This is a genomic window from Desulfosediminicola flagellatus, assembly GCF_005116655.2.
GTDB classification, from domain to species: Bacteria; Desulfobacterota; Desulfobulbia; order Desulfobulbales; family Desulfocapsaceae; genus Desulfopila; species Desulfopila flagellata.
This window is the reverse complement of record NZ_CP050698.1, coordinates 6,350,958-6,364,379: the sequence shown is the minus strand read 5'-3', so window position 1 is coordinate 6,364,379 and position 13,422 is coordinate 6,350,958. Positions and strand designations below refer to the sequence as shown.

At 45.2% G+C, this 13,422-nt stretch carries 11 protein-coding genes; all 11 read right to left on the bottom strand.

The features are described from left to right. Positions 1–15: 15 nt before the first annotated feature. Genes FCL46_RS26335 through FCL46_RS26285 form a run of 11 tightly spaced genes read right to left on the bottom strand, consistent with a single transcriptional unit; the run spans position 16 to position 13,415 of the window. Positions 16–1,155: a glycosyltransferase family 4 protein gene (locus FCL46_RS26335; RefSeq protein WP_217909528.1), complete on the bottom strand. Its 1,140-nt coding sequence runs from the start codon at positions 1,153–1,155 to the stop codon at positions 16–18. Then, positions 1,152–3,107, bottom strand: a complete 1,956-nt coding sequence (gene asnB, locus FCL46_RS26330) for an asparagine synthase (glutamine-hydrolyzing) (RefSeq protein WP_136808681.1) — start codon at positions 3,105–3,107, stop codon at positions 1,152–1,154. Before asnB ends, FCL46_RS26335 begins: the two co-directional genes overlap by 4 nt. Positions 3,108–3,126: 19 nt before the next feature. Then, positions 3,127–4,212 (bottom strand): glycosyltransferase family 4 protein, encoded by a 1,086-nt coding sequence (locus FCL46_RS26325; RefSeq protein ID WP_136808682.1) that lies wholly within the window; start codon positions 4,210–4,212, stop codon positions 3,127–3,129. 9 nt (positions 4,213–4,221) lie between these two features. Continuing rightward, complete coding sequence (locus FCL46_RS26320; protein ID WP_136808683.1) at positions 4,222–4,959, bottom strand: class I SAM-dependent methyltransferase; 738 nt, start codon at positions 4,957–4,959, stop codon at positions 4,222–4,224. 57 nt (positions 4,960–5,016) lie between these two features. Next, the gene (locus tag FCL46_RS26315; RefSeq protein WP_136808684.1) at positions 5,017–5,877 is read right to left on the bottom strand and encodes a class I SAM-dependent methyltransferase; all 861 of its coding nucleotides are present in this window, start codon (positions 5,875–5,877) and stop codon (positions 5,017–5,019) included. Between the two features lie 19 nt (positions 5,878–5,896). Continuing rightward, the gene (locus FCL46_RS26310; protein ID WP_136808685.1) at positions 5,897–6,829 is read right to left on the bottom strand and encodes a glycosyltransferase family 2 protein; all 933 of its coding nucleotides are present in this window, start codon (positions 6,827–6,829) and stop codon (positions 5,897–5,899) included. Next, on the bottom strand, positions 6,823–7,902 hold the full coding sequence (locus FCL46_RS26305) for a glycosyltransferase family 4 protein (RefSeq protein WP_136808686.1): 1,080 nt from the start codon (positions 7,900–7,902) through the stop codon (positions 6,823–6,825). The genes FCL46_RS26310 and FCL46_RS26305 overlap by 7 nt, the downstream gene beginning before the upstream one ends. Then, positions 7,899–9,221, bottom strand: a complete 1,323-nt coding sequence (locus FCL46_RS26300) for an O-antigen polymerase (protein ID WP_136808687.1) — start codon at positions 9,219–9,221, stop codon at positions 7,899–7,901. Before FCL46_RS26300 ends, FCL46_RS26305 begins: the two co-directional genes overlap by 4 nt. 30 nt (positions 9,222–9,251) lie before the next feature. Continuing rightward, the gene (locus tag FCL46_RS26295) at positions 9,252–10,316 is read right to left on the bottom strand and encodes a hypothetical protein (protein WP_136808688.1); all 1,065 of its coding nucleotides are present in this window, start codon (positions 10,314–10,316) and stop codon (positions 9,252–9,254) included. A gap of 28 nt (positions 10,317–10,344) precedes the next feature. Next, a complete protein-coding gene (locus tag FCL46_RS26290) occupies positions 10,345–12,105 on the bottom strand; it encodes a carbamoyltransferase C-terminal domain-containing protein (RefSeq protein WP_136808689.1) in 1,761 nt (586 codons plus the stop codon). Next, positions 12,102–13,415, bottom strand: coding sequence for a lipopolysaccharide biosynthesis protein (locus FCL46_RS26285; RefSeq protein WP_136808690.1), 1,314 nt, complete (start codon positions 13,413–13,415; stop codon positions 12,102–12,104). Before FCL46_RS26285 ends, FCL46_RS26290 begins: the two co-directional genes overlap by 4 nt. Between the last annotated feature and the right edge of the window lie 7 nt (positions 13,416–13,422).

The window sequence follows — 13,422 nt, the reverse complement described above, 5'->3', positions numbered from 1 at the left end:
CTATTCAGCACACCATTAATTCGTTAATTCAGCATAAAGACCAAGGGTCGCCGTATTTATATGGCAATGGGTAAAGTTGTTTTCAACCCGTTCCCTTCCTTTAAGCCCCATACTTTTCCGAAGATCAGGAAAGTCGATAAGCTTTTTCAGAGCAACCGCTACAGCAGCACTATCTCGTAATGGCACGAGAAAACCGTTTTGACCGTTACTGACTATTTCACGACATCCCGGAGCATCAGATGTAACGATTGGTCGCCCGCAGGCCGCTGCTTCCAGAAGGACTTTGGGTACTCCCTCCCTATAGGAAGGCAGGCAAACAATATGCGACTGGCCAAAGACTTCGGAAATATCAGAACGATACCCCCACCACTCAACCACACCTTCGGCCTGCCACTCATCCAACTGCTCAGGACTGACTGCTGTAGGGTTTTCGGGATCCCTGTCACCTACCAGAACAAAGCGAGCGTTCACACCCTGTTTTTTCAATATTCTTGCCGCCCCAACAAACTCACCAACACCCTTATCCCAAAGCAGGCGCGATGCCAGAACAACCAACGGTACGTTTCCGGACTCCGATCTCACTGTAAATGTTCGTATATCAACACCTGCCCCACGGATCAAGCTATAATGATTCGTCTTCAGGATCCCCTTATCAATCAACAGTCGAAGATCATCGGGATTTTCGAGTATGACATGACTCTCCGGCCTATTGAGCAGGGCCTTATAAAGTTTCATCACCAGATATCTTCCAACACGCGCCTTGGGATTTTCCGAAATAAATAGAAAGCCCAACCCCATCAAAGCATTAACAACCACAGGAATACCGGCCATGCGCGCAGCGATCGAGCCATAAACCATAGGCTTTTGCCCCATATGATGTACAATTCCCGGCCTGATTTTCCGATAAACAGTGGTCAATCTGAGAATAACCAACAACTCCAGAAAAGGGTTTATTCCTCTTCTGGACATTTCCATGGGGATTAACCGAAAACCGGCCTTGCGAATGCGTTCGCCATGCTCACGCACACGGGTGACTACAAAAACTTCATGTCCGGCCTCCCGGGCTGCAGCCGCAAGTGGCAACCAGTGGGAACAGAAAAACCAGTCCTCCGTGACAAAATAGAGTAGTCGTCTTTTCGCAATTCGTTTCGTCATTGCCTTGCCTTCCACGCCTGGAACATAAGAATATCCCAAAGATGATACTGCCAGTTACGCTCTCCCGACAAATGCTCTTTCCATTTCTGCCGAATCGGCTCGGGCCTGAAAAAGCCATCGTTTTCTAAACGTGAAGTAGAAAGCAGATCTTCAGCCCATTCCCTGAGCGGACCTCGCAACCATGCATCCATGGGCAGGCCAAATCCCATTTTGGGACGATCTACCATCTCTTTTGGGATGTGTCTGTACAGCACCTGTTTCAACAGCCACTTGCTGGTGCCTTTTCGAATTTTCATGTGGAGTGGGAGACTACAGATAAATTCAACGAGCTTATGATCGAGAAATGGAATACGTGTTTCAAGACTTGCGGCCATTGCGGCCCTGTCCACTTTTACCAGAATGTCATCCGGCAGATACGTCACGGAATCCAGTACCATCATGAATTCAGTATACTCCTGAGAAGTAAATCCAGAGGAGATGTTGTCAAATAATGCGGCAGGTTTCTTACCTCCAATTACAACATCCTCCGCTTTATTCCAATGTGAGACCAGTTTGCAATATCTCATCTCCGGTGATTCTGCCAAAAGTATTTCGCTCAGCCTATGCACTCTATCACCAAGCCTGTTCACCTGATATTTTTTCGGGATTACCTGAAATATCATACGAAAAATCCGATTCAGCATAGGGGGAGACACTTTTTCTGTAAGCATTGCGAGAGATTTCAGAAGCTTATCTGGCACTAAGCTCGCAACATGGTGAATCTGTAGCCCCCAGCGATATCGATCATAGCCGCCAAACAACTCATCGCCTCCATCCCCGGATAAAGAAACGGTAACATGCTGGCGAGTCATCTGTGACAGAATGCAGGTTGGAATCTGGGAAGGGTCTGAAAATGGTTCATCAAAGATATATGGCAGATTCGGAATCACTTCCATTGCATGTCGTGGAGTAACATAAAGTTCGGTATGATCTGTACCAACAATACGAGACACTTCTTTCGCATATCCGGCTTCATCAAATTGATGATCAGCAAAACCAATGGAAAACGTCTTAATTGGCTTCTCTGACCGTTTCTGCATCAAGGCAACGACAATCGAAGAATCGATCCCACCTGAAAGAAATGCACCCAGCGGAACATCGGCCACCATCTGAGTTTCTATAGATTCACCAAGAAGTAGTTCCAGCCTATTGATTGCCTCATCGTCTCCACCGGAAAAACGATCCCGCTTTCCGGTATCAAACGTTTCGGTAAACGACCAGTACTTCTGAGGTTTGAAGACCTGCCCTGTCATCATTGAATCAATATGTACCTTCAACATAGACCCTGGAGCCAGCTTACAGATATCAGTATATATTGAATATGGTGTAGGTATATAATTATGCTGCAAATACAGAGTAAGTGCATCACGACTAATTTCACCAGCAAATGCTGGATGTTTTTTCAACGCCTTCAACTCTGAACAAAAAAGAAAACAGCCATTTTGCCTACCGAAATATAGGGGCTTTTCGCCAAGACGATCCCTCGCAAGCAACAAACATTTCTCGATTTTATCCCAAAGCGCCAGAGCAAACATCCCACGACTCTTTTCCAGAGTCCGCGTAACCCCCCAGGTCTCGATTGCTGCGAGAATGGTCTCAGTATCTGAAGAACCACGCCAATTTTGAGCGACAGAAGACGCGTTTAATTCCTTACGCAATTCCAGGTGATTATATATTTCACCATTAAATACAAACACGTAGCGACCCGACACTGATACCATGGGCTGGTGTCCTGTCGGAGAGAGGTCAATTACTGCAAGCCGACTATGCGCTATTCCGATGCCACTTGAGACATCAAGCCATATTCCGGAGTCATCCGGCCCTCTATGCATGAGTGTTCCTGCCATTTCAGCCAGTACGATTTCCGGCGAGGCAATTCTGGTTGGGCTTAAATAGCCTGCAATCCCACACATGCCAGTAAACTCTCCTTTGTCAGGCGATCTCCATAAAGTGAGCCCGGTGCAATTCTGCACATTGCTTCACCATAAAACCGGAAGCAATTTTCCTTCTGCCTTCCACCCCCATTTCTGCAGCTAGTTCTTCGTCACATAAGAGTGTTTTAATTGCATCCAGAAAGCCTGCAGTATCACCTTGTTTGACCAACAATCCGTTTGCTCCGTGATCGACAAGTTCAGAAATACCATCTATATCTGATGCTACCACAGGTATACCGTGAGCAAACGCCTCGAGAATAGAGGTAGGACACCCCTCGCCATAGAGGGATGGCAAAACAAAAACCTGAGCCCTTCGGTACCACTCTGAAACATCCTGCTGATATCCAACACATTGGACAACATTTTCAAGACCGGCAGAATGGATCTTTCGCTCTATTTCTCCGTTCATGTCGTCACGACCGACAAAAACACACTTCAATTCAGGGAATAATCGATACAACTCTCCAATAACCTGTAGATATTGACGATGCCCTTTCCTTGGGTTCAGATTAGCTACTGTCAATAATTCTAAAGGTCTTTTTGAATGAGCAATCGACACAGGCGGAATTTTCTTGATACCATTATAGATTACCGTCACTTTACTATCACTAATTCCACATTGTCTAATAAGTGTATCTGCAGCGGCCTGTGAATTCGTTACCCAGCTATCAACCAGCCCATGTGTTCTTTTTTCCATGGCCCGGAAAAATCGATCCAGACGACTGCCCGAATCAGGATTCCATCGGACTCCGTGCACCAATTTAACGCCAGGCAAAAATACACGTAAAAACCGTAACGCCAGTGAGGCTCGTGTTCCACATACATATATCACATCGACATGGTGAGATCTGGCATAGGATATTACGCGCCAAACAGCGCCGCCAAACATTTTTGTAACAACATAACCAGAGGGGCCGAACACTATAGGATCAGCTTCATTTTTCCGGACCCAGTCACACCAGACACCCTCACCGCCCAGAGTTGCCAGCTCGTATGTTATCTGATCAGAGTTCAATGCCATGCGTGTCAGGCTTCGCTCTGCGCCTCCGATCTGACTGGTTGTAAATACTACTAACACGCGCATAAAAAAAACCTATTTCGATGTAGACTTTTTCCTTGCAAGAACAGCATAATGTGTGGCCATGCACACGCCATAAAGTTTCAAACCGATACTAGCCAGAAGACAACGCTCTACACTGCGTTTTATAGTACTGGTATATGGTGAAAACGGAGCCGAAGCGTACTGATAATCCGCCACAACATCCAAGCCAACCTCATCGATAAAGTGCCGGAAGCTTCTCCTAGACCAGTGATTTACATGACCGGCAGAATTGGCTGCCCTCGGCCCGGAACGTAAAGTAGCCAGACAATCCTGCCACAGGCACCTCTCTAGTGGCACTTCAAGCACGAACAATTTGGCCCTGGAACGGAGCTGCAAAAATGTCTCATGCGGATTCTCTATATGCTCAAGAACATGAGATGCAATCATTACATCATAGTGTTTACTGCTTGTCGCGTTCAGATAATCGATGTGTTCAAACCTCAGTCCGGGTTCATTAAACTGCTTCCGGGCCTGCCCAATCGCTCTCGTGCTAATATCAACCCCTACAATCTGTTCTCCAAAACCATGCGATTTAAGCATGGAAGTCAAGACACCGTTACCACAACCAAAATCCATTACCTCCACAGGAAATCGCCGCTTCCCCCAGACTTTTAAAATCGCGGGGAATTTCTCTCGCTTCGCAGAATCAAGAGAATAGGCATTTCTATGACTCTCATCCTCCCAGAACTTCTCATAGAACTGTGATTGTTTCATAAAAAGTTCAGACATCTTTTTGCACCAGGTCTAAAAAAAATTCTATAGAAACCGAAAAGCCTTCAACAAAACTCACACCACTTTTCTAAATACAAACTGATTGCAGCCGAGCCTGTTCGTTGTGATCAGATTCTCCAGAACACAGCCTTGAGTTGTATAAAACCGGATTATTTCTTCAGGTTTCGCGACTTCAAACGGATACCCACCCAGCCAGTCAATCCAGTCGTGATAAACTGACATTCCGCGCTTTTTTTTATAATGGATAAAATGCCCGACAGGATTTCTATACTTCACACATCCAATCACTATCCCCTGAACCACAAACAGCGGCAGAAAAAGAGATGAAACTAAAAACTTACCGACCCGGCTGCTGCAATACATTTTCTTTATTCTTTTCCAAAACCCTGATGTAATCTCCTGATCATTGTAGATAGCTACACATAACAGTCCCTGATCTGACAAAGCTATAGTGACATTGTGTAAGCCTTCCAGCATATCTCCAGTATGATGCAATACCCCCCAGGAGTACACCACATCAAAGCTACCCAAAGATGCCAAGTAGTCTCTATCAAGTACAGAACCTTGCTCTACATACCAATCAGTATCGTCAGGATAATAGCGATTCTTTACTTCCTGTGTACAACCAACAGATTTGGGATCGTAGTCAAATGAATAGACACTGGCTCCCAGCCTTCTCGCAGCAAGGCTGCTCAGACCGCTCCCGGAACCGATATCCAGAAAACTTTTCCCTTCAAGGTTCTCAACTCCGAGTAATTCCTGTAGTGAAACTACGGCCTCAGAAAGACGTTCTTCATTGAGAGTATTCAGAAAACTCAACCAGTTCGCGCCAAAATCAAACCTCTGGTGCAAAGAAAACTCTGTGCTGTTTACTTTTTCACTTTTCCCATTTTGCAGATTGCAAGTGGTTACCATCCAGACCTCTTAAAATTGCTCAACCGTACCTTCTGATCACTCCTCTACTTTTCGCAGCTGAGATAAATGATCCGCCTAACCTTCGTCCCATTATCAAGACGAGTGCTGCTCCAAGCGTATCCTTCACTACCTTGAGCGATGCGCCTTCAAACCATTTCTTCCAGGCACCGGGCACCCCTGCCATCTTTCGATAAACAGCCATTCGTAGCAGTTTTGATTGATACACTCCCGGTGCATGCTCCCGGTAGAGATTTTCATATTTTTGCAAGAGTATCTCGTAGCATTCGAGTGTTTCAGCGGCTTTTCCTGGGCTTAACCATCCTGAAGTAACCGATCCCTTCCTGTTGTCATGATATATCCTCAATACATGATTTGAAACCCAGAAGGGTCGATCGATAGCAAAGTTGATATAACTTACGATTCCGCATGACTTCCGCATATTCAGATCGACATAGGATTTATTACGCACATACTCGCCTCGAAATAGCGGGATATACTCTCCGGAATGACGCTCATTAAGAATATCATCCAAAGTGAGGAATCCTTTAAACTCAGGATCTGTTACAGTCGGCCTGCCTGTTGAATTTATACATACAGCATAGCAGACATTCACGTCACCCGGCCATTCGGTGACAACCTCTTGAAGCACCCCTGACCACCCGGCAACTAATTCATCATCAGCATCAAGAATGATGACAATCTCCCCCTGTGAAGCTGATATCCCACTGTTTCGAGCGGCGCAAATTCCCTGATTTTTACCATGCTCTACAAGCATCGTTCCCGAATACTCAGAAAGACACTGCCTGAGCTCTGAACAATCTTCACTCCCATCGTCAACAATTACAGTCTCCACCTCCAACGACTCAGGCCACTGTTCACAATATATAGAATCCAGAGTACGGCTAATTGTTGTGGAGGCGTTCCAGGCAGGTATGACGAATGAAATCAACATGAGAATCGTTGCCTCATTAAATCTACGCTTGCCTGTTTAGCGCGATTTCTCCACTCAGGCTCATCAATAAATCGCTCTATTTCTACTTCAAGCTCCGATTCAAAATACCGTGCATCTGTCCGTGAGAGCTCGTTTTTAATAGACGAAAGATTGTAGTACGTTTTCGATGGCATAACACCATCCCAAATTGATATTGGAGGTTTCAGGAGGCAGCCATTCTTACCATTTTCCACCATCTCACCAAGAGCATAGACATCCGTGGCTATAATGGCCAAGCCATGTGCAAGTGCCTCCAATGCCACCATACCAAAGGACTCAACAAAGGTTGGCAAAATAAGAACATCAGCCTTTTTCATAAATCGTGAATATATTTCCCCTCTGGTAAACTCTGCCGCATAGAGATTAATACCATTACACTTCTTCACAGCTGGTTCTAGTTTTGCGGGTAGGTGGGTAACCACGTCAAGCTGACATTCTCCTTTCCGTCTCGCATATACTCGTTGAAATGCTTTTAACAGGGAGATACCACCCTTAATCTCAAACTGGGTTCCGACAAATAGAAACCGACATAGTTTCAAAGTGTTATTCACGTTTTTCGTTACAAACTGAGGAATTTTCGGATAGTGCAATTCAGCCTTCCGATAGACCTTCTCACCGAAAAGCTGCCCCAGACTTTCCCGGCAGGACATGCTCATACAGCGTATCCCCAGGCATCTCTCAGAAAGCAGAAGATACCTGATGACTCTACGATACAAGGGCATGGCACGAAGGTTGTACCCAACCATAGCCCAGGGAGTATCAAGATCGACAATAAATTTCCCTGTACTAACCAGTCCACCCCATACATAAACCACAGCCCCTGCAGGAAGCCCTTTTGGTCTCAATTTCACATTGAGAAGTGGAAGGAGCTTTTTCCATGAACGAATCTTTTTTACTCCCCCCGCACTCTCTGCATCAACCTGACCACCCATGCGATTGGTTATTATGGGGTTCAGCACATCTCTTTGCGGCCACTGACGAATTGTATCAAGCTGCCTGTCACGTAAATATCTATGAGGATAAAAATATATCATTGTGGATTTCTCGACAGCCTTAAGCTACTTGTTGTAAAAGAGATTATATTTACAACAGCCTGAGCCGCAAAAACCACACTAATAAAAAGGATAAACGCACCGACCACGCCGATACCACTTCGCAGAAAATTAAACATATTTAACAGACACCAGACATAGGCCACAAAAAACAACCCGCCACGAGTTTGAGCTTTTCGGTATATCCAGGCCAGGCAGGCCCCCAGAGTAAAAGAGCACACAATCATATAGAATATGCCACCGGTCAGAATCATCTCACCGGGAAAACTTGGACTTATCGCTTCTCCGGTATGATCAAGAAACCGCTCAGGAAAATAATGCATCATGACTAATTGATTGCCATAAATCAGCGGTTTATCAGGCCAGATGGCTCGTGGAACAAAGGGCATAATCAGGTAATCGCGCAGCATGACAGAGCCCATCTCTCCAACAGTCCAATTTTCGACTCTATCAAGAAGGACAATAAGATTGTCAGGTGCATCAAATGAATTACTTAACTGATGGATCATCTGTAAAACAGGCGGATGATCACTCTCTCCCACCCAGGCACCATGACCGCGGATATAACCGGTAACACCTATCAAAACCAGCAATACCGCCATGCCTATAATAAGCCTATGAAAAGAGAGTAACTCCAATCCCTTCATTCGCCATTTATAATAAAAGGCCATAACCACAACCACCGGTAGAAACAGCGCTTTGTACTTCGATCCTGAAAGCATCAGGGCCAACCAGGAAATTCCGATCAAGAGGACAAACGGAATTATATTCTCCACCATAGTGCGTTTCGTTAGCTTTAATGCAAAGACTATGAGCAGAAACGTGCTGACCTCTCCAAGTAAGGCATTTAATCCACTGCCTGTTCGTTCATGCCCTCTTTCCGCAATTCGTGCGATCAGTTCATTAGTTGAAAAAATCGCCTTTAGGGCATCCATCCCACCATGCCTGCTAATAAGAAATACAACTGCCAGAAACAGAGTTACATACAATGAAAATCCATCAAGCCTGAACGCTGTATCTGATATCTGAATTCCCTTTTGAGCGAGTAACGGCGCAACAAACAACAGACCTGCTAAATTTGAGATAGCAATCGACGCCATTATCACCGAGGAATCTACAGACATGCTATCGAGGACATGAAACCCGTAAAACGACATAAGGAGCTTTAGCGGATACGAGATCGCAAACAGGCAGGAAAATACAACCGCAGGGTGCAGATAATCCTTTTTAATCCGACCAGCAAAGCCTGCCAGTAATAACCAGGCAAAGCTACAGATTATACAAAGGATAAAGTTAACCACAAATCACGCTCCGATATTTGTTTATGTCCTCTAATCTGCGTTTCTTATCAATTCAGACGATGTTAGCTCATACTCAATTCCGACAGCAATGCGTGCTGCTATCCGCTCAATTGTCGCACTACTTGCATGCCTGGTTCCAGGGTGAAGCCATTTTTCTTCCCAGCTATGTACTTCTTCGGCGGATTTCGGGGATGCCTTAATTATTTGTTTCCAGAACCTTTCCTCCCCAAGTATCTCTTCGATATTCTGTTCAGCAATCAGCCCCTCCTCTTGGGATAATCCTCCCTGCAATTCCAGCCCGTAATCACGCCAACCGATCCAGGTGAGTGTAAAACCATGCTGATCGCGAAGTGTTTTAATTTTATCCACTGCAAATCTGGTTGCCTCATTACCACGGCTGCTATCATCGGACATTTTGGTAGAATAAAGCAGTTTCTGCTGCTCTGGCATTGCCGAATTAACAGGAAAAAAACGTTTACTTGCATGCGCCAACACACTACATATGCGGCTATTCCAATATATTTTCCGCGCTATCTGTCCTGCGGCGGAAGGCTGAATCGGAGGCACCAGAGAGAAATTACTTCCATCTGCCTGTACACCGGGAATACGTGCACTTTCCCATGCAGGTACATTATCGAAATAATCGTTAGCAAAATTATAGACGATAAATACGTGGTCAGGTGGGCCGTTCTCAGTAATCCATCGCCTCATGGCCAGCCACTGCTGAACAGTTCCATATCCAGGAACTGAAAGGTTTAAGGTTTTTAATTTCGAACTATTATACACTCTGGTGGCAAGCCTTTCTGCTGCAGGAAGCTCCAGACCGGCGACAAAACCATCCCCCAGGATGAGCACATCCGCCTGTCCCCGTCCAACATGATCAAGTATACCGTAACGATCTATGAAGACAGAATAGCGATCATTCCCGGTAAAAAATCTCCGGTTACCGGGAGCATATCGATATCCCAGCTCTTTATCGAAAGTAAAAAGCCCTGGATAACATGCCGGGTATCCCACATATCGCAAACCCGCTTCCACAACACCCAGTGCCAACACAAGTCCGACAACGACTTTAAGTATTAATTTCAAACGCATAATAAAATCACAATAATTCCATAACTATTTATTTTTTGGACATAAGAAACGATCCCAGTGCAATATGCATGAGACCTGAATTTTCAAAGGTTGACAATGCCTGTTCCGGCGTTGCTGCCAATGGATAACCGTGGAGGTTCAGGCTGGTATTAAGGACTGCGCCAACCCCTGTTTTCTCTTCGAACATACTGATCAGTTTGTAATAACTGCTATTTACAACCTCTTCAACAACCTGAGGTCGCAAGGTATGATCCCCCTGATGCAAAGCGGCACGCAGATGGTCTACTCCCAGTTCTGTTGCTGCAAATGCCGTTATCATATGAGGTGCCTTGCTTCTTTGCGGATCATACCCTTTCAGATATCTAGATGCCGCAGAATCGAGAATAGATGGCGCAAACGGCATCCAAAAATCCCGTGACTTTATATAATCATTTACAGTGTAAAAACTCTCCATATGGCTGGGGTGCGCAAGTATTGCCCTGTTCCCAAGAGACCTGGCACCCCATTCGCAACGTCCTGCAAACCTGGCAACTATTTCTCGTTTTGATAGAAGCCCAGCAATAACCTCTTCGATATCATCATGCTGGCTTATCGTAAATTTTCGGTAACAGTCATTCCGAACTAAAAATTCCTCAATTTCACTATTTAAGTAGCTCAATCCAAGATAGAGATGATCGAGTGCTTCAGGTTTAACACCACTCTGTACTGCCTGATGATATCCGGCCCCGATGGGATTTGACTCATCTCCGCAGGATGGCATGAAAAAGACCTGTTCAACTTCTTTCATCTCCTGGATTTTCCGGTTCAACTTCACGTTCATGAATACACCACCGCCAGTAAATACACGGCTGATACCTGTTTGCTTTATCCCGTTTGCTATCCATTGTGTTACCAATGTTTCAGTCAAATACTGCAAGGCGGCTGAAAGATTATCAAACCGTTCCCCTACACCATGTTTACACAGATAATCATAGAACGTAGAAGCATTAACTGTTGACTCAAAAGTGAGCGAATTCTTATCACTCAACCGGATCACTGGCTTAAAAACACGCTCATAGGTCGAGAGCATGTACTGCTCTTTTGCATACGGAGCCAACCCCATGACTTTGTATTCATGCTCCAGAATCTTCATACCTAAGAATCTCGTGGTATTCGAATAAATTCCCCCCAATGAAGCATGGGGTGGTGTTACAGCAATTCTTTCCCAGCGACCATTTCCATCAGCAATAGTCACAGTTGCACACAGATCATCTCCAGAACCATCCATGGTAAAGATAAGCGCCTGCTGCTGTTTCTCAGATGTTTCTAATGCATGATAGGCGCTACGCGCATGGCATTCGTGATGATCTACATATACAATCGGCTTGTTACTCAATCCAACACGCTGCAAATTTACACTCAACTCTTTCCCACCTTCACCTCTCAATCTTTTGGAATTAAAAGCATGCATCCAGTCAAAAGGGTAAGGGATAGTGCGACCAATCCAACTATCCCTCATGTTTTTTGCAAAACTCACAAGCCAGTTTCTGTTTACCATCGTATTTTCCTGAGAAAATAGATAGTCGTAAACCTTAGTAGGGTATATCTGCTTTCCGCAAATACATACGTTATCAAGATCTTCCACCGTCCAGCCTATCTCAGAAAGAATAGCGTAAAGAGCTTCAGCGGGAAACGCCGCGGAGTTTTTGATATTATCGCAACGTTCCTGGCTCAGAACAGCCATAACCCTTCCATCTTCAAATAAGGCCACGGTCGCATTGTGTCCAAGGTGGATAGATACTGTTTTCATTTTTCCACCTCTTCAAATACAAGCATGTTCTGATACTTCCACCCGACATACCCCACATGCATAATCACCGAAGCCACTATTGGTGCTGCAATATCTATAAAAGGAAAAAGTATACCGATGAATATCACTTTCCCGATTACTTCTATCCCGGCAACACGTATCAGTTCCGGCAGCCTGATCATTGCATAGGAAAACGAAATCGGCCATCTGGCAAATGTGTTAAAAAATAATGCCAACCCGCCTGCGATATACATCCAACCTGCATCAGGGGCAAATTCGCCTACCCAAAGTTCTGCCAACCAGTGGCCCCCCACCATATAACTCAGCGAAACCAAAACCGTAAGAGTCAGAAACCAGCGCCTGCCAGTAATGTATATGCCTTGTAGTTTTGAGTGCTCTCCCGAGGCATCAAGTGAAATCACACGAGGCTCAATAGATGATGGTATTTTCCACAGCAATAAGCCAATTGCTTCAGGGACTTTCCAAAGCAATACGAACTTTCCTGCCATTTCAGCACCTCCCACAAATCCGACAAGTAGAGTATCAGCCTGAAGAAGAAGCAGAAGTGCACCATATGTTACGTAGCCGGCTCCCTGCTTACCTGCCAATCGCCTGAACACCGGCTTCATTTCCTGTGAAAATCTCCGCCAACCAGTTCCACCAACATGACTTTGCCAGTAAAGGCCGGTTAATAGTCGCTGGACCATCACGCTCCCTATCAATCCATACCAAACTGCACTCATATTTTGCACACGTGGCAGTAACCACAACGTCAGACATGCAAAAACAATAACCCTGGTCAGTTCAAAACAATTTCCTGTTGCCTGATTGTTTGTTCCGAAAAAAGCTTGTCGTTCCGGTAATGCCTCGTAATTCAGAACCAGATAAAAACAGGCAGGAAGAACTGTATATACAAAAGATTCACCATTACCTCCCACAGAGGTGGCTGTGAGGAACACTGTACTACCCGCCACGACCACCAGTGAGGCATAGAGAGTATACACATATTTCCCAACAACAATTGCATCTCGAAAACCATCAAGATCTGTTTTTACCCAGCATTCACCGATCTTTCTAACCAATCCGCCTGACATCCAGGTAATACCCACAGCAACAAAATTGATGAAGCTCAACAACATCATCAGAAGACCAAACTGCTGCTCTCCCAGATATTTTAGATAGAGCGGTGTCAAGCCGAACTGCACAACCATATACGCTCCCATAAGCAGATACCCGCTTATGAGCGCAGAGAGATAGCCCGGACTTGAGGTTTTCAGTGCAGTTAATCGTGAAAAAATGGATATCAGCACGTGGTGT

Excerpts from the sequence above, each read along its gene's own strand:
- FCL46_RS26325 (WP_136808682.1), bottom strand. The coding sequence starts at position 4,212 with ATGCGCGTGTTAGTAGTATTTACAACCAGTCAGATCGGAGGCGCAGAG.
- FCL46_RS26335 (WP_217909528.1), bottom strand. The coding sequence starts at position 1,155 with ATGACGAAACGAATTGCGAAAAGACGACTACTCTATTTTGTCACGGAG.
- FCL46_RS26310 (WP_136808685.1), bottom strand. The coding sequence starts at position 6,829 with ATGTTGATTTCATTCGTCATACCTGCCTGGAACGCCTCCACAACAATT.
- FCL46_RS26305 (WP_136808686.1), bottom strand. The coding sequence starts at position 7,902 with ATGATATATTTTTATCCTCATAGATATTTACGTGACAGGCAGCTTGAT.
- asnB (WP_136808681.1), bottom strand. The coding sequence starts at position 3,107 with ATGTGTGGGATTGCAGGCTATTTAAGCCCAACCAGAATTGCCTCGCCG.
- FCL46_RS26295 (WP_136808688.1), bottom strand. The coding sequence starts at position 10,316 with ATGCGTTTGAAATTAATACTTAAAGTCGTTGTCGGACTTGTGTTGGCA.
- FCL46_RS26320 (WP_136808683.1), bottom strand. The coding sequence starts at position 4,959 with ATGTCTGAACTTTTTATGAAACAATCACAGTTCTATGAGAAGTTCTGG.
- FCL46_RS26315 (WP_136808684.1), bottom strand. The coding sequence starts at position 5,877 with ATGGTAACCACTTGCAATCTGCAAAATGGGAAAAGTGAAAAAGTAAAC.
- FCL46_RS26290 (WP_136808689.1), bottom strand. The coding sequence starts at position 12,105 with ATGAAAACAGTATCTATCCACCTTGGACACAATGCGACCGTGGCCTTA.